General features: G+C 73.2%; 17 protein-coding genes. 9 read left to right on the top strand and 8 right to left on the bottom strand.

Going from position 1 to position 20,564, the window contains the following annotated elements; translation table 11 throughout:
- The 5 genes from ACZ7FF_RS20570 to ACZ7FF_RS20550 form a co-directional block, all read left to right on the top strand.
- On the top strand, positions 1–248 hold a 248-nt coding region (locus ACZ7FF_RS20570; protein WP_470813666.1), incomplete at its 5' end, for an elongation factor 1-alpha C-terminal domain-related protein.
- Between the two features lie 223 nt (positions 249–471).
- Positions 472–1,581: an ABC transporter substrate-binding protein gene (locus ACZ7FF_RS20565; protein ID WP_470813665.1), complete on the top strand. Its 1,110-nt coding sequence runs from the start codon at positions 472–474 to the stop codon at positions 1,579–1,581.
- 35 nt (positions 1,582–1,616) lie between these two features.
- Complete coding sequence (locus tag ACZ7FF_RS20560; RefSeq protein ID WP_470813664.1) at positions 1,617–2,396, top strand: ABC transporter ATP-binding protein; 780 nt, start codon at positions 1,617–1,619, stop codon at positions 2,394–2,396.
- Entirely contained in the window at positions 2,383–3,267 is an 885-nt protein-coding gene (locus ACZ7FF_RS20555) for an ABC transporter permease (RefSeq protein WP_470813663.1), read from the top strand. Before ACZ7FF_RS20560 ends, ACZ7FF_RS20555 begins: the two co-directional genes overlap by 14 nt.
- A gap of 8 nt (positions 3,268–3,275) precedes the next feature.
- Positions 3,276–4,013: a sirohydrochlorin chelatase gene (locus ACZ7FF_RS20550; RefSeq protein WP_470813662.1), complete on the top strand. Its 738-nt coding sequence runs from the start codon at positions 3,276–3,278 to the stop codon at positions 4,011–4,013.
- 33 nt (positions 4,014–4,046) lie between these two features.
- On the opposite strand, the gene ACZ7FF_RS20545 is transcribed toward ACZ7FF_RS20550, so the two are convergent.
- The 5 genes from ACZ7FF_RS20545 to ACZ7FF_RS20525 all read right to left on the bottom strand — a co-directional run bounded on the left by ACZ7FF_RS20545 (position 4,047) and on the right by ACZ7FF_RS20525 (position 8,168).
- Complete coding sequence (locus ACZ7FF_RS20545) at positions 4,047–4,370, bottom strand: hypothetical protein (protein ID WP_470813661.1); 324 nt, start codon at positions 4,368–4,370, stop codon at positions 4,047–4,049.
- 407 nt (positions 4,371–4,777) lie between these two features.
- Entirely contained in the window at positions 4,778–5,422 is a 645-nt protein-coding gene (locus tag ACZ7FF_RS20540) for a mycothiol-dependent nitroreductase Rv2466c family protein (RefSeq protein ID WP_470813660.1), read from the bottom strand.
- An 82-nt stretch (positions 5,423–5,504) separates the two neighbouring features.
- On the bottom strand, positions 5,505–6,452 hold the full coding sequence (locus ACZ7FF_RS20535; RefSeq protein WP_470813659.1) for a sigma-70 family RNA polymerase sigma factor: 948 nt from the start codon (positions 6,450–6,452) through the stop codon (positions 5,505–5,507).
- A gap of 88 nt (positions 6,453–6,540) precedes the next feature.
- On the bottom strand, positions 6,541–7,587 hold the full coding sequence (locus ACZ7FF_RS20530) for a ketopantoate reductase family protein (protein WP_470813658.1): 1,047 nt from the start codon (positions 7,585–7,587) through the stop codon (positions 6,541–6,543).
- Between the two features lie 29 nt (positions 7,588–7,616).
- A complete protein-coding gene (locus tag ACZ7FF_RS20525; RefSeq protein ID WP_470813657.1) occupies positions 7,617–8,168 on the bottom strand; it encodes a DUF1697 domain-containing protein in 552 nt (183 codons plus the stop codon).
- A 408-nt stretch (positions 8,169–8,576) separates the two neighbouring features.
- Between ACZ7FF_RS20525 and ACZ7FF_RS20520 the strand changes: the two genes are divergently transcribed.
- A complete protein-coding gene (locus ACZ7FF_RS20520) occupies positions 8,577–10,826 on the top strand; it encodes an MMPL family transporter (RefSeq protein ID WP_470813656.1) in 2,250 nt (749 codons plus the stop codon).
- Between the two features lie 86 nt (positions 10,827–10,912).
- On the opposite strand, the gene mgt is transcribed toward ACZ7FF_RS20520, so the two are convergent.
- On the bottom strand, positions 10,913–12,124 hold the full coding sequence (gene mgt / locus ACZ7FF_RS20515; RefSeq protein WP_470813655.1) for a macrolide-inactivating glycosyltransferase: 1,212 nt from the start codon (positions 12,122–12,124) through the stop codon (positions 10,913–10,915).
- A 195-nt stretch (positions 12,125–12,319) separates the two neighbouring features.
- Between mgt and ACZ7FF_RS20510 the strand changes: the two genes are divergently transcribed.
- Positions 12,320–13,183, top strand: coding sequence for a phosphotransferase enzyme family protein (locus tag ACZ7FF_RS20510; protein ID WP_470813654.1), 864 nt, complete (start codon positions 12,320–12,322; stop codon positions 13,181–13,183).
- 16 nt (positions 13,184–13,199) lie between these two features.
- Here ACZ7FF_RS20510 and ACZ7FF_RS20505 read toward each other — a convergent pair whose 3' ends face one another.
- A complete protein-coding gene (locus tag ACZ7FF_RS20505) occupies positions 13,200–13,922 on the bottom strand; it encodes an exonuclease domain-containing protein (RefSeq protein WP_470813653.1) in 723 nt (240 codons plus the stop codon).
- A 100-nt stretch (positions 13,923–14,022) separates the two neighbouring features.
- Complete coding sequence (locus ACZ7FF_RS20500; protein WP_470813652.1) at positions 14,023–15,261, bottom strand: SAV2148 family HEPN domain-containing protein; 1,239 nt, start codon at positions 15,259–15,261, stop codon at positions 14,023–14,025.
- A 359-nt stretch (positions 15,262–15,620) separates the two neighbouring features.
- Between ACZ7FF_RS20500 and glgX the strand changes: the two genes are divergently transcribed.
- Entirely contained in the window at positions 15,621–17,729 is a 2,109-nt protein-coding gene (glgX, locus tag ACZ7FF_RS20495; protein ID WP_470813651.1) for a glycogen debranching protein GlgX, read from the top strand.
- 217 nt (positions 17,730–17,946) lie between these two features.
- Positions 17,947–20,316: a malto-oligosyltrehalose synthase gene (treY, locus tag ACZ7FF_RS20490; protein WP_470813650.1), complete on the top strand. Its 2,370-nt coding sequence runs from the start codon at positions 17,947–17,949 to the stop codon at positions 20,314–20,316.
- Positions 20,317–20,564 lie beyond the last annotated feature (248 nt).

Genomic DNA, 20,564 nt, shown 5'->3' with positions numbered 1-20,564 from the left:
TCACGCTGGACGACCTGTCCCTGCACCCGCACCCGGGACAGCTGGCCGCCAACGACATCGGCCGGGTGAAGATCCGCACCGCCGAGCCGCTGCCGGTCGACTCCTACGCGGACTCGCGGCGCACCGGTTCCTTCATCCTGATCGACCCGAGCGACGGCACCACGCTCACCGCGGGCATGGTCGGCGAGTCGTTCGCGTCCCCGGAGCCGGTCAAGGACCGGGCCGACGAGGACGGCTGGGACTTCTGAGCATGAACTCCACCGATTTCTTCTCGATGTTCGCGAAGGAGGGCGGCCGCGTCGGCAGCGGCGCCCTCGGCAGCGGGCAGGGCGGGGTGGCCCGATGTGTGCGCTGACGTACGCGCACCGCTCGCGCGCCCTCACCCCCCACCGCCGTAGACGAAGACCTGCCGACCTCCCGGCCACGACCTGAGAGACCGTGACCGCCGGGCCAACGAGAGGAAACCCTCCCGTGCCTGCCTCCCGCTCCACCCTTTTCCGCCGCGGCCTGGCCGCGCTCACCGCGCTTCCACTCCTCACCCTCGCCGCCTGCGGCTACGGCTCCGAGGCCAAGAACGACGACACCGCCAAGGTCGCCGCCGGGGCGAAGAAGATCGACGGGCTCGACACCGTCAAGATCGGCTACTTCGGCAACCTCACCCACGCGACCGCGCTGGTAGGCCGTGAGCAGGGCCTCTTCCAGAAGGAACTGGGCGCCACCAGGGCGGACTACGCCACCTTCAACGCCGGCCCGTCCGAGATCGAGGCCCTCAACTCCGGCTCCATCGACATCGGCTGGATCGGCCCCTCCCCCGCCATCAACGGCTACACCAAGTCGGACGGCAAGAACCTGAAGATCATCGGTGGTTCGGCGTCCGGCGGGGTGAAGCTGGTCGTGAACCCCAAGAAGATCACGTCCCTCAAGGACGTCGAGGGCAAGCGGATCGCCACCCCCCAGCTGGGCAACACGCAGGACGTGGCGTTCCTCAACTGGGCCGCGGAGCAGGGCTGGAAGGTCGACCCGCAGAGCGGCAAGGGTGACGTCACGGTCGTCCGCAGCGACAACAAGGTGACCCCGGACGCGTTCAAGGCCGGTTCCGTCGACGGCGCCTGGGTGCCGGAGCCGACCGCGTCGAAGCTGGTCGCCGAGGGCGGAAAGGTGCTGCTGGACGAGTCGTCGCTGTGGCCGGACAAGAAGTTCGTGATCACGAACATCATCGTGCGCCAGGCCTTCCTGAAGGAGCACCCGAAGGCGGTCGAGGCGGTGCTGAAGGCGTCCGTCGAGGCCAACAAGTGGATCAACGCCGACCCCGACCGGGCCAGGGCGGCGGCGAACAAGCAACTCCAGGCCGACTCCGGCAAGGCACTGCCGGCGAACGTCCTCGACCCGGCCTGGAAGTCGATCCAGTTCACCGACGACCCGCTGGCCTCCACCCTCGGCACCGAGGCGGCGCACGCGGTCAAGGCCGGTCTGCTGGACAAGCCGGACCTGAAGGGGATCTACGACCTGACGATCCTCAACAAGGTCCTCAAGGCCTCCGGCGCCGCCCCGGTCGACGCCGCCGGTCTCGGCACCAGCTGACGCCCGTCCCGATCAGTCCCCAGGAGGTGACGACCATGGCCACGACCTTCGCCAAGGCCGCCGAGTCGGTCGAGTACGCGGCACGGCTCGAGCACGTCTCGAAGTCGTATCCGACCCCGGGCGGGCAGCAGCTCGTCCTGGACGACATCAGCCTCGATGTCGCGCCCGGCGAGTTCGTCACCCTCCTGGGGGCCTCGGGCTGCGGCAAGTCCACCCTGCTGAACCTGGTGGCGGGCCTGGACCGGCCCACCGCCGGGTCCATCGCCACGGACGGCAGGCCCGCCCTGATGTTCCAGGAGCACGCCCTGTTCCCGTGGCTGACCGCGGGCAAGAACATCGAACTCGCCCTCCGTCTGCGGCGCGTTCCCAAGGCCGAGCGGCGCGGCAGGGCCGAGGAACTGCTCGAACTCGTCCGGCTGAAGGGCGCGTACGGCAAGCGGGTGCACGAGCTGTCGGGCGGTATGCGGCAGCGGGTGGCGCTGGCCCGCGCGCTGGCGCAGGAGAGCAGTCTGCTGCTGATGGACGAGCCGTTCGCGGCGCTGGACGCCATCACCCGGGACGTGCTGCACGACGAGCTGACCCGCATCTGGTCCGAGACCGGTGTGTCGGTGCTGTTCGTGACGCACAACGTGCGCGAGGCGGTACGCCTCGCCCAGCGTGTCGTCCTGCTGTCCTCCCGCCCGGGCCGGGTGGCCCGCGAGTGGGAGGTCGACATTCCGCAGCCGCGCCGCATCGAGGACGCGCCCGTGGCGGAACTGTCCCTCGAGATAACCGACGTACTGCGTGGGGAGATCCGCCGCCATGGCCAGCACTGAGACGACCACCGCCCCCGGCACGGGGAGCGTGGAGGCGGGCCTCGACGCGCTGGAGACCGCGCCGTCGGGCCGTACCCCGCTGCGCAGGACCTTCGTCGACAAGATCGTGCCGCCGGTCAGCGCGATCGTCGTCGTGCTGGTGGTCTGGCAGGGCCTGATCACCCTGAAGATCGTCGACGACCCGACCAGGCTGCCCACCCCGGGCGCGGTCTGGAACGCCTTCCGCGACGACTGGCTGCAGGGCAAGCTGCTCGGCTACATCTGGACCAGCGTCTCGCGCGGTCTGCTCGGCTTCTGCTTCGCGCTGCTGATCGGCACCCCGCTGGGGCTGCTGGTGGCGCGGGTGAGGTTCGTGCGGGCGGCCATCGGCCCGATCCTGTCCGGCCTGCAGTCGCTGCCGTCGGTGGCCTGGGTGCCGCCGGCCGTGATCTGGCTCGGCCTGAACAACTCGATGATGTACGCGGTGATCCTGCTCGGCGCGGTGCCGTCCATCGCCAACGGGCTGGTGTCCGGCGTGGACCAGGTGCCGCCGCTGTTCCTGCGCGCGGGCCGCACGCTGGGCGCGACCGGTCTGAAGGGCACGTGGCACGTCACCCTGCCGGCGGCGCTGCCGGGCTATGTGGCCGGCATGAAGCAGGGCTGGGCCTTCTCCTGGCGTTCCCTGATGGCCGCGGAGATCATCGCGAACTTCCCGGACCTCGGCACGGGCCTCGGCCAGCTGCTGGAGAACGCCCGCACGGCCAGCGACATGGCCATGGTGTTCGAGGCCATCCTGCTGATCCTGTTCGTCGGTATCGCCATCGACCTGCTGATCTTCAGCCCGCTGGAGCGGTGGGTGCTGCGCAGCCGCGGCCTGCTGGTGAAGGGCTGAGACACGGCATGAGCGCACCGGTCCTTCTCGTCATCGCCCACGGCAGCCGCGACCCGCGGCACGCCGCGACCGTGCACGCCCTCGTGGAGCGGGTGCGGTCGCAGCGGCCGGGGCTGCGTGTGGAGACCGGCTTCCTGGACTTCAACGTGCCCTCCGTGCGGGGCGTGCTGGAGTCCCTGGCGACGGAGGGGGTGCGGGACGTCGTGGCCCTGCCCCTGCTGCTGACCCGCGCCTTCCACGCCAAGGCCGACATCCCGGCGGTGCTGCGGGAGGCTCCGGCGCGGCTGCGGATCCGGCAGGCGGACGTGCTCGGTCCGTCGCCGCTGCTGCTGTCGGCCCTGGAACGGCGCCTGTACGAGGCGGGGCTGACGCCCGCCGACAAGTCCTCGACCGGGGTCGTGCTGGCCTCGGCGGGGTCCTCCGACCCGGAGGCGATCGCAGTGATCGCCGACATCGCGCGGGAGTGGTGGCACACCGGTTGGTGCGCCGTGCGGCCTGCGTTCGCCTCCGCATCCCTTCCGCGCACCGAGGACGCCGTACGGGAGCTGCGCGCCCTCGGCTGCGAGCGGGTCGCCGTGGCGCCGTACGTGCTGGCGCCCGGCTTCCTGCCGGACCGCATCGCGCGCGGCGCGGCCGGGGCGGACGTCCTGGCGGAGGTGCTGGGACCGGCACCGGAGGTGGCGCGGCTGCTGCTGCGGCGGTACGACGCGGCACGCCGGCCGGCGCTCCAGGTGCTCGGCGCCTGAGTGCTTCCGGGCCCCGGGCTCGCGGGGTCCGGCTCAGAGGCCGAAGGCGTGCGTGAGGTGCCGGGTGTAGTTGAGGCTGCCGGTGCCGGCGCTCGCCGTGATGGCGATGTTCTCCAGCGCGGAGCGGATGCGGCCGCGGTTGGGGGGCAGGCCGTCCTCGGCGGACTGCGCCAGCTGGTCCTGGATGATCTCGCCCTGGCCGACGAGGCCCGGGTACTCCATGCGCAGCGACTCGGTGAGCCGTTCGGCGACGCTCATGAGGGTCGCCAGGTCCGGTGTGCCGTGGGTCATGTCGAGATGGCCGGGGGCACCGAAGTGGGACGGGCCGTTGACGTTGCCGTAGTCGTAGGTGCTCATGTCCAGTCCTCGCTCGTGGTCGGAAGGGTGACGTTACCGATGCCGCGGGTGGCCGCTGCCGCCGTTGACATGGCGTCCGAGCCCTGCGGCGGCGAACACGCCGAGTAGGCCGAAAATCGCCACTCGTCCGGGTGACCGGTGTCCGTTGACCGGCTCCCGGACGTGGAAGCGGAGCGGCCCGGACGCACTCGCACTTCACGGTAGGGACAACTCGGCGGGCTTGTCGCGTTGTTCGGCGACCGGGCCCCCCGGAGGCGGGGACGTGGTAAAAGACCGCCGTGGTCCGGCATTCCCCTGTGACGTCGGACCACGACGGCTCTTCGTTCTGCGTCGGCCGGGGCCCGTGTGTCACTCGCGCGGCGGCGCCGGCGTGCGGGAGCAGCGGTTATCGGCCAGTGGGCCTCCGTTCAGTCGAAGCGGAGGGCGCCGGTGCGGGTGCGCTTGAGCTCGAAGAAGTCGGGGTGGGCGGCCAGCACCCGGAAACTGTCGAAGAGTTCGGCCGCCCGGGCACCGCGCGGCACCGCGCGCAGGACCGGCCCGAACCACACCGTGCCGTCGACGTGCAGGGTGGGTGTGCCCACGTAGCCGCCCGACTCGGGCTCGGCGCCCGCCTCATGGCCGCGGCGGACGGCGTCGTCGTACGACGGGTCGTGGGCGGCGGCCGACAGGCCCGCGGGCAGGCCGAGTTCGGCGAGCGACTCGGCCACGACCTGGTCGAAGTCCTTGATCCCGCGCTCGTGGATCCGGGTGCCGAAGGCGGTGTACAGGTCGCGCAGCACCTTCTCGCCGTGCTGTTCGGCGGCGGCCACGGCGACCCGCACCGGCCCGATCGAGCGGTCCACCAGGTCCCGGTACCAGTCGGGGAGTTCGTTCCCGGTGTTGTGCAGGTACAGGCTCATCGGGCGGAACCGGAGGTCGAGCGGGCGCAGGCGCTCGACCTCCAGCATCCAGCGGGAGGTGATCCAGGCGAAGGGGCAGGCTGGGTCGAAGTAGAAGTCGACCCGGGCCGGGCCGGACCCGGTGGTGGCGGTGGCGGTGTCGCTGTGCGTCATGGCAGCGACGCTAGTGGCCCGGTGGGGCAGTGTCCCGGCCCAATCCCCACCTGGTTTCCTGGTCCACTTGCCGGGCCACCGCTCACCCGCCGGTGGTGCCGGCGACCCCGATCTCCGTCGCGTTCAGTCGTTCGGGCTCCGCCACGACGTCGATCCGGGTGATCAGGCCGTCCGCGCCGAACGTGAAGGCCAGCACCAGGCGTGGCCGTCCGTACGGCGCCATGACCAGGCCGATCCGGCCGTCCAGCAGGGCGGTCCCGGTGAACCCGGCGCGGGCCACGGCGGCCATGGCGCCCCGGGCGACGGGCTCGGCACCGCGCACGGTGACCGGTTCGGGCGTGGGTACGACCAGTGCGTCGGCGTGCAGCACCACGTCCGGGGCGAGCAGGGCGACCAGCGCCGTGAAGTCGCCGCCCCGGGTGGCGGCGAGGAAGGCCTCGACGGCCCGGTGCCTGAGCCCCGCGTCCGGCTCGGGCGCGGGCGGGCGGCCCTGCACCCGGCGGCGGGCGCGGCTGGCCAGCTGCCGGGTGGCGGCCGGGGTCTTCTCCAGCAGCGGGGCGATCTCGTCGAAGGGCACCGCGAACATGTCGTGCAGCACGAAGGCGACCCGCTCGGCCGGGCTCAGGGTGCCGAGGACGACCAGCAGCGCCACGCCGACCTCGTCGGCCAGCAGCGCCTCGCGCGCGGGATCGCCGGACCGCCCTGAGTCGGCCGCCGGGGTCCCGTACGCGCTCTCCGGGGCGTCGAGGAACTCCTCGCGCCGGTTGCGGCGGGCCCGCAGCAGATTCAGGCAGACCCGGGTCACCACGGTGGTCAGCCAGCCGGTGAGGTTCTCGACGGCGTCGATGTCGGCCTGCCAGGCGCGCAGCCAGGCCTCCTGGAGGGCGTCGTCGGCCTCGGCGGCAGACCCGAGCAGCCGGTACGCCACCGCCGAGAGGTGGGCGTGGTCCGCCGCGAACCGGGCGGCCAGCCGCCGCCCGGTGTCCGCCGCGGCCTCGTCCCGCCCGCTGCCGTCCGTGAACCCGTCCACCGTTCCCCCGCCCCCTTCGTGCGCGCCCCGGGCCCGCGCGGCCGGGCACACGGTCCGGGTCCCACGAAACGCCGAACGGGCCGAAAGATCAACTGCCGTGCGGCGCGGGCCCGTCGGCCGTGGCCCGGCGCTGTGCGGCGTCGGCCGTCCTGGCCACCTCGGCGGCCGACAGGGACCCCGCGGCCCGGCGCTCCCGGGCGAACCGGTCGGCGAGCGCCTGCAGGAACTCGTTCAGCGGGGCCGGTACGCCGTGCAGCCGGCCGAGCAGGGCGATCTCCCCGTTGAGGTAGTCGGCCTCGATCGTGCCGGTGCCCCGGTGGAGGGACTGCCAGGAGGAGCCGCCGCCGCGCGGGGTCCCGCCCAGCGGGACCAGGGTGACCTTGTCGCCGCGCGCGGCGTGCTGCTCCTCCGGGCTGGTGTACGCGATCCCGGCGGCGTCGAGGACGGCCTCCCCCTCGGCCCGCACGCGCGCGTACAGCGCCTGCGCCACCTCGTCGCCGGCGATCGGACCGCTGACGGCCTCCAGTGCGTTGCCGAGGTTCCCGAGCAGCTTGGCGTACTGCCAGCGGGCCACGTCGGGCACCACCGGCGCCTCGAAGCGGGCGTCCTCCAGGTCGGCGGCGATCCGCCGGAGGGTGTCGTCGGTGCCGTGCGGGACGCGGCCGAGGTGGAGGATGCCGGTGAGCGGGGCGCCGGGGGCCGAGACCACCCCGGGTTCCACGAAGGTCGACGGCAGCCAGACGCAGGCGCCGTACACGTGCCGGAAGCGGCGCAGCGCGAGGCGCGGGCTCTCGACGCCGTTCTGCAGGCAGACCAGCGGGAGCCGTTCGGCGGCGGTGCCGCCGCCGGCCACGGGAACGTCGGCCCAGGTCTCCAGGGCGGCCACGGTGTCCTGCGTCTTCACGGCGAGCAACAGGACGTCGTCGGCGCGCAACGCGCCGAGCGGGCCGGGCCCCCCGACGGCCGGCAGCCGGTACGTCGACTCGCCCTCGGGCACCAGCAGTCGCAGCCCGTGCCCGGCGAGCGCGGCCAGGTGCGGCCCTCGTGCGACGAGGACGACCTCGCGGCCGGCCTCGGCCAGCCGCCCGCCGACGGCCCCACCGACCGCTCCCGCCCCGACGATGACGTAGCGCATACGGCCGAGCTTCGCACACGGGTGTGCCGTCATGCCCCTGGAGCGGTGAGTTCGGCCAGCTTGAGCACGGTGTTCCAGTTCCGGCTGGTGGCGATCAGGTCCTTGTTCAGGCGCCTGCGGGCCAGTGTCTCGGCGAGCTTGGAGCGGCCGAGGCCGTCGGGGGCGTACAGGTACAGGCAGCGGTCCCCGAGGCGGAACTCCTCGGGCAGGTGGGCGGCCGCGTCGATCTCCGCGAAACGGTCCGGGGCGACGGGCCCGGAGAAGTAGGTGACGTGCAGTTGCCTGGCCTCGAGTTCGGCGGCCGGGAACGGGCAGTCCGCGGCCACCGCCGCCAGATAGACGTGGTCGCGCACGATCACGTCCACCGGGAAGCCGAAGCGCTCCTCGATCGTCCGGGCCAACTCCGCGGCCAGGGACTCCTCGTCACCGTGGCCGGCGGTGAACACGGCCTGGCCGCTCTGCAGATGGGTGCGGACGCCGACGTGGCCGAGGTCCGTCAGGAGGGTGCGCAGATCGGCCATGGGGAGCTTCCGGCTGCCACCGACGTTGATCCCGCGCAACAGCGCCGCATAGGTCGTCATCCGGCCACCATAGAGGGGCCGTCGTGCCCCGTGGGGGTGGGCACGACGGCCGCGCCCGCACAGGGCGGGCTGCGCGAAACTCTCTCTGATGGACGGGGGCCGGATCAACCTCTACACGCAGCTGTGACTTGTTCAACAAGCCTTCGTAATCACAAAGTGGATCTCTGACGGCGGAACGGACATCCCACGACGCGCGGCGGCCGCGAGGCCCCGTGGACCCCGAGACCCGCCCCCGAGAAGCACCCATAGGTGTAAGGGGCCGCCGTCCTCCCCAGTGGTGAGGGCGGGCGCGGACACCTCACCGGGCAGCACGACGAGACGGCTTTCCGCGGCCCATACCGTCGAAACGGAGTTGCCGAACGCGTGGCGGCAGGGGGCCGTCACCGCAGACGAGGGGGAAGACCCGCGATGGGGAACAGGGACGTGCGGGTGCGGGGGCTGGCCGCCCGCGCCGGCGGCTGGAGCGCCCGGCACCGCTGGGCGGCCGTCGGCATATGGGTGCTGTTCGTCGTGCTGGCGATGGGGGTCGGCTCGGCGGCGGGCCGCGTCGACGTGAACGAGGGCGACCAGCTGGCGGGCGAGACCCACACCGCCGCGCAGATCATCGACGATGCGGGGATCAAGGAGCCGGCCGCGGAGACCGTCCTGATCCAGTCCAAGGACCGCGATGTACGGGCGACGAGCGGCGAGTTCCGCGCGGCCGTGGCCGATGTCGTCAAGGCCGTCGGCGCCACCGGCAGGGCGACCGACGTGACCTCGCCCTACGACACGCGCACCGTCTCCCGCGACGGGCGCAGCGCGCTGGTGCAGTTCGACCTGCGCGGTGACGCCAAGACGGCCCCCGACCTGGTGCAGCCGGTGCTGGACGCCGTCGCCGGGGTGCAGAAGGAGCACGGTGGCCTGCGGATCGACGAGATCGGCGGCGCCAGCATGCAGAAGCAGTACAAGGACGCTTTCGGCGACGACTTCGCGCAGGCCGAGTACTCGGCGGTGCCGGTCGCGCTCGGCATCCTGCTGATCGCCTTCGGCGCGCTGGTGGCCGCGCTGCTGCCGGTGGCCCTCGCGATCACCGCGATCATGGCGACGATGGGCCTGATGGGCATCGTCAGCCATCTGCAGCCGATGAGCGACACCGCCAATTCCGTGATGCTGCTGGTCGGTATGGCCGTCGGGGTGGACTACTGCCTGTTCTACCTGCGCCGTGAGCGCGAGGAGCGGGAGGCCGGCCGGGACCCGGCCACCGCGCTGCGGATCGCCGCCGCCACCAGCGGCCGCGCGGTCATCGTCTCCGGTGTCACGGTCTGCGTGGCGATGGCGGGCATGCTGTTCACCGGGCTCGCCGAGTTCGAGGCGATGGGCCTGGCCTCGCTGATGGTGGTGGCGGTCGCCATGGTCGGCTCGGTCACCGTGCTGCCCGCGCTCCTCTCGCTGCTGGGCGAACGGGTGGAGAAGGGCCGCATCCCGTTCCTCGGCCGCCGGCGCCCGAAGCGGGCCGCGGACCAGGGCAGCCGCTTCTGGACGGCCGTGCTGCGGGGCGTGCTGGCCCGCCCGCTGGTCTCCGTCCTCGTGGCGGTCGGCGCGCTGCTGGCGATCGCCGCGCCCGCGCTCGGTATGAAGACCCAGCAGCTCACCCTGGACCAGGAGTTCGGGAACTCGCTGCCCATCGTGCAGACCTACAACCGCATCAACGACGCCTTCCCGGGCGGCAGCGAGCCGGCCCAGGTCGTCGTGAAGGCCAAGGACATCAACGCGCCCGAGGTGCGGCGGGCCCTCGCCGACTTCAAGCAGCGGGCGATCTCCTCGGGCGCCTCGCGGGGCCCGGTCGACATCAAGCTGCACGACGCGCAGAACGTGGCCGTGGTCTCCGTGCCCCTGGTCGGCGGCTCGGACATGGACCGGGCGGTCAAGAGCCTCGACACGCTGCGGGACGAGGTGCGGCCCGCAACGCTGGGCAGGGTGGCGGGCGTCGAGGCACCGGTCACCGGACAGGTGGCGGGCAACCACGACTTCAACGACCAGCTGCTCGGCTCCGTCGTCCCGGTCTTCGCGTTCGTGGTCGTCTTCGCCTTCCTGCTGATGCTGCTGTCGTTCCGCTCGCTGACCGTCGCGATCACGTCGATCGTGCTCAACCTGCTGTCGGTGGGCGCCGCCTACGGCATCCTCGTCGCCGTCTTCCAGCACGGCTGGGGCGCCTCGCTGGTGGGGGCGCACGGGGTCGGCGCGATCGTGACGTGGCTGCCGCTGTTCCTCTTCGTGATCCTGTTCGGGCTGTCCATGGACTACCACGTGTTCGTGGTCTCCAGGATCCGCGAGGCCCGGGCCCGGGGCCGCGACACGAAGGACGCGATCCGGCACGGCGTGGTCACCACGGCCGGCGTGGTCACCAGCGCCGCGGTCATCATGGTCGCCGTGTTCGCCATCTTCGGCACGCTGTCCATGCAGTCCATGAAGCAGATGGGCGTGGGCCTGGCCGCGGCGGTGCTCATCGACGCCACCGTCATCCGGGGGGTGCTGCTGCCGGCGGTGATGGCCCTGCTCGGCGAGCGCAACTGGTACCTCCCGAAGTGGCTGCACCGGCTGCCGGACCTCACCCACGACGAGGTGCCCGAGGCGGTCGCGGCGCCGGCGCGCGGTCAGGACGAGCGCCTGCCGGTCTGATCCCGCCCACCCTGCACAGGGCCCGCCCGCTCTCCTCCCGAGCGGGCGGGCCCTGCCCTTCGCCGCACCGGGGTGCGGCCCACGGCTCACCGGGGCAGCTCGGCCTCGATCAGGTCGGCCGCCCGCGGGGTGCCGCCCTCCAGCGCCATCCCGGCCCGGATCTCCCCCAGCCGCCGGGCGACCTCGGGGTCGCCGAGGAGGGCGAGGGCGGTCTCGCGCAGCCGCTGCGCGGTGGCCTCCCCGGTGGGCAACCGCCGGGCCACGCCGAGGGCCTGGAGCATGTCGGCGTTGCCGAACTGGTCCACGGCCTGCGGTACGGCGATCATCGGGGTGGCGGTGGCCAGCCCCTCCTGGCTGCCGCCCGCGCCCGCGTGCGTGACGAACAGGTCGGCCTGCCGCAGGACGGCCAACTGCGGTACCCAGTCGTGCACCTCGACGTTCGGCGGTACGTCGCCCAGCTCGGCGGGGTCCGCGTGCCGGCCGATCTGCAGGACCAGGTGCCAGCCGGGCAGCCCGCCGAAGGCGCGGACGCACTCGCGGTAGAAGACGGGCTGCCTGGTGAACGCCGAGCCGAGGGAGACCAGTACGACCTTGTCGGCACCGGCGGGACGGCGCCAGTCGCCCTGTTCGGCGCGGTCGCCCTGACAGGCGCCGACGAAGGTGTGGACGCGCTCGTCGACCCGGTCGGCGTGCGGCTGGAGCGCCTTCGGGATCAGCACCAGGGAGCGCGCCGGGCGGCCGACGAAGGGGTCGGGGTGCTCGGTGATGCCGTTCTCGGCGAGCCAGGCCGCGAACCGGGCGTAGTAGGCCTGCCCGCGCGGGGTCTTCCGCGGCCCTGCCCACATGGGCTCGGCGACCTCCTCCTCGTAGCCGTCCCAGGCGACGAGGTTCGGGGAGAGGGAGATCGCCGGGACGCCCCAGCGGTGGGCGAGGACGCGGGCGGGGTAGGACGCGATGTCGTGCAGGACCAGGTCGGGCCGGTCGCCGTCGTAGGCCGCGAGGAGCTGCGGGAGCGCCTGGATCGCGTCGTCCAGGAACGGCTCCACGTTGTCCAGCAGGGTGCTCCCCCACGCCTCGGGGTCGGCGTCGGGCCCGGGCAGCGTCGAGTGGTACGGCACGGGCCGGGCCCCGGTGGCGGCGACCTTCCCGACGAACACCGGCGGGACGGCGTACGTCACCCGGTGCCCCCGGGCGACGAGTTCACGGATCACCTCCAGGCTGGGGTTCACATGGCCGTGGGCGGCGATGGAGAACATGGCGATGTGGGCGGGCGCGGGGGTCGTCGTCGTGTCGGTCATGACGCGACGCTATGCGAGACGATACGTCTCGTCTAACGCTTTTCCCGTGCCGCCGCTTGGACGCGGGCCGGTGGCGGGCGGCCCGGACGAGGCCCGCACACCCGGCCCGACCTGTGTGAATGCGAGACTGGCCGGGCCCGGCACGCGCCGGGCCGGACGGACGGCACGGGACGACAGCGGCACGGAGGGACGAGGATGGACGAGGCACGGGCACGGGACGTACTGGCCGCGGCGGACGTGCTGCCGGCACCGGCCCGGGACGCGCGGCTCCTCGCCCTCGGCGAGAACGCCGTGTTCGCCGCCGGTGATCTGGTGGTCAAGGTGGGCCGGGACGCCGAACTGCTGGAGCGGGCCCGGCGCGAGCTGGACATCGCCGGCTGGCTCGCCGAGGCCGGTGCGCCCGCGGTGCGCGCGGCCGAGCCCGAGCCGCGGCTGGTGGCGGGCCACCCGGTGACGGTGTGGCACCGGCTGCCCGATCCGGTGCGGCCCGCCGGAGCGCGGGACCTGGCCGAGCTCCTGCGGATCGTGCACGCGCTCCCCGCTCCCCCCTTCGCGCTGCCGCCCCGCGAACTGCTGGGCGGTGTGGAGCGCTGGCTGCGGCTCGCGGGCGACGCGATCGACCCGGCGGACGCGGACTACCTGCGCGAGCGCCGGGACGGCTTCGCGGCGGCCGCCGCCGCGCTGACGCCCCGTCTGGTCCCTGGCCCGATCCACGGCGACGCGCTGCCCCGCAACGTGCACGTCGGACCCGACGGACCGGTCCTGGTCGACCTGGAGACCTTCTCCGCCGACCTGCGCGAGCACGACCTGGTGGTGATGGCCCTCTCCCGCGACCGGTACGGGCTGCCGGCCGAGGCGTACGACTCCTTCACCGAGGCCTACGGCTGGGACGTGCGCGAGTGGGAGGGGTGCGCGGTGCTGCGGGGCGCCCGCGAGACGGCCAGCTGTGCCTGGGTGGCCCAGCACGCACCCGGCAACCCCGAGGCACTGGCCGAGTTCCGCCGCCGGGTGACGTCGCTGCGGGACGGGGACGAGTCGGTGCGCTGGTATCCCTTCTGAGCCGGACCCGTCCGGCTCACACCGTCTCGGCGGCGGGCTCCCGCAGCGGCCATGTGCCGTCCACCACGGCCGCCGGATCCCCCTTGCGGCGCAGGAACGCCTGGAAGTCCGCCGCCCACAGCGCGTACCACTCGATCTGGCTGCGGTGCAGCTCCGCCGGGCCGAGGGCGGCGATCTTGGGGTGACGGTCGGCTATCGCGGTGGCGAGACGGGCCGCGGCGAGGGCGTCCGCACCGGCGTCATGGGCCGCGCCGAGCACTATCCCGTATTCGGCGCACACCGCTTCGAGGTTCCGCTTGCCGCGGCGGTAGCGGTCCACCCAGCGGTCGATGGTGTACGGGTCGACGACCGGGGCGGGGGCGAGGCCGCCCAGGCGGTCGGCGAGGGACGGCAGGCCGTGGCGCCGCAGTTCGGCCGAGAGCAGGGTGAGGTCGAAGGCCGCGTTGTAGGCGACGACCGGGACGCCCGCCCTCCAGTAGGAGACCAGGACCTCCGCGATGGCGTCGGCCACCTGGTCGGCCGGTCTGCCCTCGGCCGCCGCGCGTTCGTTGCTGATGCCGTGCACGGCCACCGCGTCGGCCGGGATCTCCACGCCCGGATCGGCCAGCCATTCCCTGCGTCCCACGGGCTCGCCGGCCCTGACCTCTATCACGGCGCCCGTGACGATGCGCGCCTCGCGCGGATCCGTTCCGGTCGTCTCCAGGTCGAAGCCGATCAGCAGCTCCCGGTGCCAGCCCATGGCGGCCCCCCTTCTCGGTGGTGCTTTCCCCCAGTGCTCCTAACCCTCGCACGCGGCACTGACAATCCGGGGGCCGCGTTCCGCCTGCCCCCGGGACAGTTCAGGACACCGGGCGCGAATCCACCCATGTCAGCTCGAATTCCTCGCGGTATGTCGGGAAGAGTCCGGCCTCGACCACGTCGTCCGACTTGACCAGCCTGCTGCCGTTGCGCAGCACCAGGACCGGCGACTCCATCCCGCGCGCCCCGCGCAGATAGGACTGGACCACGGCGATGCCGTCGGCGTTGTCGCCGTCCACCAGATAGGCGGTGAAGCGGGGCGTCTCGTCGTAGACCTGGATCTCGAAGGCGCCCGGGTCCCGCAGCCGGGACCGCACCCGGCGCATGTGCAGGATGTTCATCTCGACGGAGCGGCTCAGTTCGCCCCGTTTCATCCCGAGTTCGCGCTCGCGGCGCTTGACCGAACTGGAGGCCGGGTTGAGGAAGAGCAGCCGCACCCGGCAGCCGGACTCGGCGAGCCGGACCAGGCGCCGCCCGGAGAAGTTCTGCACCAGCAGGTTGAGCCCGATGCCGATGGCGTCGAGCCGGCGGGCGCCGCCGAAGATGTCCTCGGCCGGGAACTGGCGCAGCAGCCGCACCCGGTCGGGATGGACGGCCACGACGTCGGCGTACCGGTCGCCGACCAGGTCCTCGACCGCGTCGACCGGCAGCCGGCGGGCGGAGGGCACGTCGCCGCCCGCGCCGAGCATCTCCAGGAGCCGGGCCGAGGCCCGCTCGGCCTGGTTCAGGACCGCCTCGGACAGGGCCCGGTTGCGGGAGACGACATTGCGGGTCACCTCCAGCTCGTCCAGGGCGAGTTCGAGGTCGCGGCGCTCGTCGAAGTACGGCTCGAAGCACGGCCAGTGCTGCACCATCAGCTCGCGCAGCTGCGGCAGGGTCAGGAAACTCAGCACGTTGTCGTCGGCCGGGTCCAGCAAGTAGCCCTTGCGGCGGCTGACTTCGCGGACGGCGACCGCGCGCTGCACCCACTCCTGCCCGGCCGGCCCGGCCGCGGCGACCACCCAGTCGTCGGCATGGACCGGCTCGTAGATGGGGCGCAGGACCGCGGCCACGACCGCACGCAGCCGCTGTTCGACGAGGTTCAGCCAGATGTAGGCCCGGCCCGCTCGCTGGGCGCGGGTGCGCACCTCGTGCCAGGCGTCGGCGTCCCAGTCCAGCTCCGGCCCGATGGAACCCGCGTCCATCGGCCGGGCCAGGGACACCGCGCCGGGCGGGACGTCCGCGGAGTTACCCTCGCGACCCTCGTCACCAGGGGGCAGCTCCAGCCCTCCCGAGCCCACCCGTGCACCGCCTTCCGCCCCCCGGGCCTACCCGTCTCAACGATCAAGGAAGGGTACTCCGGGAGCGCTGCGCGGTGCAGCCGGATGGACAGGTCGGTTTCCCAACTGCTTCCCTCAACTTACCGCTCTTTCATGCCCGTTCCGTGCAGCCTGTGCGCGGGGAGTGAGCGGTTTCATAACGCGGGCCGCCCGGCACGGTCCGCGGGGCCCGTCCCGCGGTCCCGATCGCGGTGCGGTGCCCCTCCCCGCGCCCCGCCGACCGCCGCGCCGGATCGTGATGCGGGGTCGCCCCACTTTTCGGGGAGACTCGACGGGGAACGCGACCCCAGTCGGGGTACACACCTGGGAGAGTCGTATCCATGCAGGTCTGGCCTGGAGAGGCGTATCCGCTCGGCGCCACGTACGACGGCGCGGGAACCAACTTCGCGGTCTTCACGGAGGCCGCGGACCGAGTAGAGCTGTGTCTGCTGCACGACGACGGCTCGGAGACGGCGGTGGAACTGCGCGAGAGCGACGCGTTCGTGCGGCACGCGTACGTGCCGGGGGTGATGCCGGGACAGCGGTACGGGTTCCGGATCCACGGCCCGTACGACCCCGGGCGCGGGCTTCGCTGCAACTCGGCGAAGCTGCTGCTCGACCCGTACGCGAAGGCGGTCAGCGGGTCGGTGCGGTGGGGCGAGGAGGTGTACGGCTACCACTTCGGCGCGCCCGACGAGCGCAACGACCTGGACTCGGCGCCGCACACCATGACCTCGGTGGTGATCAACCCGTACTTCGACTGGGGCGACGACCGTCCCCCGCGCACCGACTACCACCACACGGTGATCTACGAGGCCCACGTCAAGGGCCTGACCATGCGCCACCCGGGGCTGCCCGAGGAACTGCGCGGCACCTACGCCGGGCTCGCCCACCCCGCGGTCATCGAACACCTGACCAAGCTCGGGGTGACGGCCCTCGAACTGATGCCCGTGCACCAGTTCGTGAACGACCACCGGCTGGCCGACATGGGCCTGGGCAACTACTGGGGCTACAACACCATCGGCTTCTTCGCCCCGCACAACGCGTACGCCTCCTGGGGCGACCGCGGCCAGCAGGTGCTGGAGTTCAAGTCGGCGGTCCGCGCGCTGCACGAGGCCGGGATCGAGGTCATCCTGGACGTCGTCTACAACCACACCGCCGAGGGCAACCACCTCGGCCCGACGCTGTCCTTCAAGGGCATCGACAACCCGTCGTACTACCGGCTCACCGACGATCCGCGCTACTACATGGACACCACGGGCACCGGGAACTCGCTGCTCATGCGGTCGCCGCACGTGCTCCAGCTGATCATGGACTCGTTGCGGTACTGGGTCACCGAGATGCATGTCGACGGCTTCCGCTTCGACCTCGCGGCGACCTTGGCGCGGCAGTTCCACGAGGTGGACCGGCTGTCGTCGTTCTTCGACCTGGTGCAGCAGGACCCGGTGGTCTCCCAGGTGAAGCTGATCGCCGAGCCGTGGGACGTCGGCGAGGGCGGCTACCAGGTGGGCAACTTCCCGCCGCTGTGGACCGAGTGGAACGGCAAGTACCGCGACACGGTGCGGGACCTGTGGCGGGGCGAGCCTCGGGCGCTCGCGGAGTTCGCCTCCCGGCTGACCGGCTCCTCCGACCTCTACCAGGACGACGGCCGCCGCCCGCTCGCCTCGATCAACTTCGTCACCTGCCACGACGGCTTCACGCTGCACGACCTGGTGTCGTACAACGAGAAGCACAACACGGCCAACGGCGAGGACAACCGGGACGGGGAGAGCCACAACCGGTCCTGGAACTGCGGGGCCGAGGGCGAGACCGACGAGCCGGAGGTGCTCCGGCTGCGGGCCCGCCAGATGCGCAACTTCGTGGCCACGCTGATGCTGTCCCAGGGCGTGCCGATGATCAGCCACGGCGACGAGTTCGCGCGCAGCCAGCGCGGCAACAACAACGCCTACTGCCAGGACAACGAGCTGGCCTGGCTGAACTGGCCCGAGGACGGCGGAGAGCTGCTGGAGTTCACGCGCGCGATGGTGTGGCTGCGCCGCGACCACCCCGTCTTCCGCCGGCGCCGCTTCTTCCACGGCCGCCCGGTGGAGGGCACCCACGACGAGCTGTCCGACATCGCGTGGTTCACCCCGGAGGGCGCGGAGATGGCCCAGCGGGACTGGCATTCGGCGCAGGCGTCCGCGCTGACGGTGTTCCTCAACGGCAACGCGATCTCCGAGCCGGGGACGCGCGGGGAGCGCATCGCCGACGACTCGTTCCTGCTGATGTTCAACGCCTCCCCCGAGCCGCTGGACTTCCTGGTGCCGGTCGACCACGGGCGGCAGTGGCAGGTGGTGGTCGACACGGCCCGCCCGGACGGGGTGCCACCCGGCACCGGTCCGAAGGTCGACGCGGGCGACCGCCTCACCCTCCCGGACCGCAGCCTGACGGTCCTCCAGCGCCCCACGTAACGAACGGGGCCGGCCCTCGCGGGCGGGTCACTCCGCCGGGCGAGACCGCCGGCGGGGGCAGCCTCCGTCCGGGGCGGCCCCCGCCGGGCCGGTGACCCGGCGGGGGCCGCGCCCGCCCGTCGCCCTAAGCCCGGCACCGGCACCGGCACCGGCACCGGCACGAGCCCATCGTGGTGGTGGTGACACGAAACGGGGTGGGATGGGTACGTAGGTGTGCATGACTTCTGCGCGACCCGGACCGGAGGTGCCCACGGCCACCTACCGGCTGCAGCTTCAGCCCACGTTCCCGTTCGCCGCCGCGGCGGCGGCCGTACCGTACCTGGCCTCGCTCGGCGTCTCGCACCTGCACCTGTCGCCCGTCCTGGAGGCCGTCCCGGGATCCACCCATGGCTACGACGTCGTGGACCACGCGCGTGTGCGCGGGGAACTCGGCGGCGAGGAGGGGCTGCGGGCGCTGTCGCGGACCGCGCGGGAGCACGGTCTGGGCCTGATGGTGGACATCGTCCCGAACCACATGGCCATGGCCCCCCGGCACAACCACGCACTGTGGGAGGTGCTCCGCGAGGGGCCCGAGTCGCCGTACGCGCACTGGTTCGACATCGACTGGGAGGCGCAGGGCGGCCGGGTGCTGCTGCCGGTGCTGGGCAGCCCGGTCGGCACCGAGCTGGAGCACCTGACGGCCGACGGCGACGTACTGCGCTACCACGACCACGTCTTCCCGCTCCGGGCCGGCACCGGAGACCTGCCGCTGCCGCGGTTGCTGGACGCGCAGTGGTACCGCCCGGTGTGGTGGCGCCTGGCCCGCACCGAGCTGAACTACCGGCGCTTCTTCAGCATCTCGGAGCTGATCGGGCTGCGGGTGGAGGACCCCGAGGTCTTCGACGCCACCCACGCCAAGATCCTCCAGCTCCTCCACGAGGGCGTGGTCGACGGGCTGCGGATCGACCATCCCGACGGGCTCGCCGACCCCGACGGCTACCTCGCGCGGCTGCACGAGGCCACCGGCGGGCGCTGGACGGTGGTGGAGAAGATCCTCGCCGACGGCGAGGTCCTGCCGCCCTCCTGGCCCGTCGCGGGCACCACCGGCTACGACGCCCTGCGCCAGGTCGACGGCCTGTTCGCGGACCCGGACGGGGCCGCGGAACTGCTCGCGGAGTACCGGCGGTTCGCGGCCCCCCAGACCGACCGGGGCGGCGTGTGGGACGCCACGGTGCGACGGGCGGCCTACAAGGTGCTCACCCACGAGCTGGCCACCGAGACCGACCGGCTCACCCGGGTCGCCGCCCGGCTGTGCGCGGCGTCGCCGGACCTCGCGCTGCGCGACCGGGCGCCCTGGGCGCTGCGCACGGCCCTGGAGGAGCTGCTGGTGCGGATGCGGGTGTACCGGCCCTACGCCTCCACCGACGCGTCCGCCGCCGTCACCGAGGAGGCCGCCGAGGAGGCCCGGCTGGCCTTCGTCGTGCCCGAGGAGGCCGCCGCGGTGGACATCGTGCGCCGGCTGCTGGTCGAGCCGCCCGGTGACCCGGCCGCGCCGGACTACGGCGACCGGCTGGAGTTCCGCACCCGGTTCGCGCAGACGGCGTCGGCGCTGCGGGCCAAGTCGGTGGAGGACACGGCGTTCTACCGCTACGTGCCGCTGCTGTCGGCGACCGAGGTCGGCGGCGATCCCGGCAGGACGGGGGTTCCCCCGCGGGACTTCCACGCGTACTGCGCGCGCGTGCAGCGCGACTGGCCGCTCACCGGCACGGTCGTCTCGACGCACGACACCAAGCGCAGCGCCGACGTTCGCGCCGCGCTCGCCGTGCTCACCGAGTGCCCCGGCCGGTGGGCGGAGCTGCTGGCCGAGGTGACCCGCCCCGAGGAGGGCGCGCCGGACGGGCAGCTGGCCTGGGCGGCGTGGCAGACGGTGTTCGGGCTGGGCCCGGCCGAGGAGGAGCGGGTGCGGCAGGCGCTGCTGAAACACGTGCGCGAGGCGGGCATGTACACCAGCTGGACGGAGCAGGAGCCGCCGTACGAGGAGGCGGTGGCGGCCTTCGTCGCGGCGGGTCCGTGCGGGCCGCCCGGCGAGCGGGTGGCCGCGTTCCGCAAGGCCCTGGAGTCGCACGTCCGGGCCAACGTCCTCGGTACGGCCCTGGTCCATCTGACGATGCCGGGGGTACCGGACGTGTACCAGGGCACCGAGGGCGAGTACCGGGCGCTGGTGGACCCGGACAACCGGCGGCCGGTGCCGTTCCCGCCCACCGCGCCGGGCGAGAAGGACGCGCTGACGGCGGCCGCGCTGCGGCTGCGCGCCCGGCGGCCCGCCGCCTTCGGCGCGACAGCGTCGTACGAGCCGCTGGCCGCCGAGGGGCCCGCGGCGGAGCACTGTACGGCGTTCGCGCGCTCCGGTGAGGTCGTCACGGCGGTGACCCGGCTGTCGCTGCGGCTCGCGGAGGCGGGCGGCTGGCGCGGGACGCGGCTGCCGCTGCCCCCCGGGCGCTGGACGGACGCGCTCGCCCCGGGCCGCGAGTTCACCGGCCACGCGGACGCGGCGGACCTCTTCGACCGCCTCCCGGTGGCCCTGCTGGAGCGGGCGGCGGAGACCTGAGAGACCCGGACACCGCCGTCATGCCCGGCGCCGGGGCGGCCGGGCGGCCGGGTCGTCGGCCGGGCAGCCGGTCGTCGGCCGGGCGGCCGGGCCCTCGGACGCGGACCGGAAGGTGCCCACGCGTCCGGCGCCGACGGAGGCGGTGGAGGAGGTGCTCCTGACGCTCGTGGGACGCGGCCCGCACCAGCAGTGAGCCCACGGAACGCAGCGCCCGGGGCCCCGCCGGGCACTGCGCCCGGGCGCCCCCG

Source organism: Streptomyces sp. NPDC037126 (genome assembly GCF_055605965.1).
The sequence above is the reverse complement of the archived record's forward strand: the minus strand, read 5'-3'. Positions and strand labels throughout refer to the sequence as shown.

Excerpts from the sequence above, each read along its gene's own strand:
- ACZ7FF_RS20505 (WP_470813653.1), bottom strand. The coding sequence starts at position 13,922 with ATGGGCTGGCACCGGGAGCTGCTGATCGGCTTCGACCTGGAGACGACC.
- ACZ7FF_RS20560 (WP_470813664.1), top strand. The coding sequence starts at position 1,617 with ATGGCCACGACCTTCGCCAAGGCCGCCGAGTCGGTCGAGTACGCGGCA.
- glgX (WP_470813651.1), top strand. The coding sequence starts at position 15,621 with ATGCAGGTCTGGCCTGGAGAGGCGTATCCGCTCGGCGCCACGTACGAC.
- ACZ7FF_RS20550 (WP_470813662.1), top strand. The coding sequence starts at position 3,276 with ATGAGCGCACCGGTCCTTCTCGTCATCGCCCACGGCAGCCGCGACCCG.
- ACZ7FF_RS20525 (WP_470813657.1), bottom strand. The coding sequence starts at position 8,168 with ATGACGACCTATGCGGCGCTGTTGCGCGGGATCAACGTCGGTGGCAGC.
- ACZ7FF_RS20510 (WP_470813654.1), top strand. The coding sequence starts at position 12,320 with ATGGACGAGGCACGGGCACGGGACGTACTGGCCGCGGCGGACGTGCTG.
- ACZ7FF_RS20555 (WP_470813663.1), top strand. The coding sequence starts at position 2,383 with ATGGCCAGCACTGAGACGACCACCGCCCCCGGCACGGGGAGCGTGGAG.
- ACZ7FF_RS20545 (WP_470813661.1), bottom strand. The coding sequence starts at position 4,370 with ATGAGCACCTACGACTACGGCAACGTCAACGGCCCGTCCCACTTCGGT.
- ACZ7FF_RS20540 (WP_470813660.1), bottom strand. The coding sequence starts at position 5,422 with ATGACGCACAGCGACACCGCCACCGCCACCACCGGGTCCGGCCCGGCC.
- ACZ7FF_RS20520 (WP_470813656.1), top strand. The coding sequence starts at position 8,577 with ATGGGGAACAGGGACGTGCGGGTGCGGGGGCTGGCCGCCCGCGCCGGC.
- ACZ7FF_RS20530 (WP_470813658.1), bottom strand. The coding sequence starts at position 7,587 with ATGCGCTACGTCATCGTCGGGGCGGGAGCGGTCGGTGGGGCCGTCGGC.
- treY (WP_470813650.1), top strand. The coding sequence starts at position 17,947 with ATGACTTCTGCGCGACCCGGACCGGAGGTGCCCACGGCCACCTACCGG.
- mgt (WP_470813655.1), bottom strand. The coding sequence starts at position 12,124 with ATGACCGACACGACGACGACCCCCGCGCCCGCCCACATCGCCATGTTC.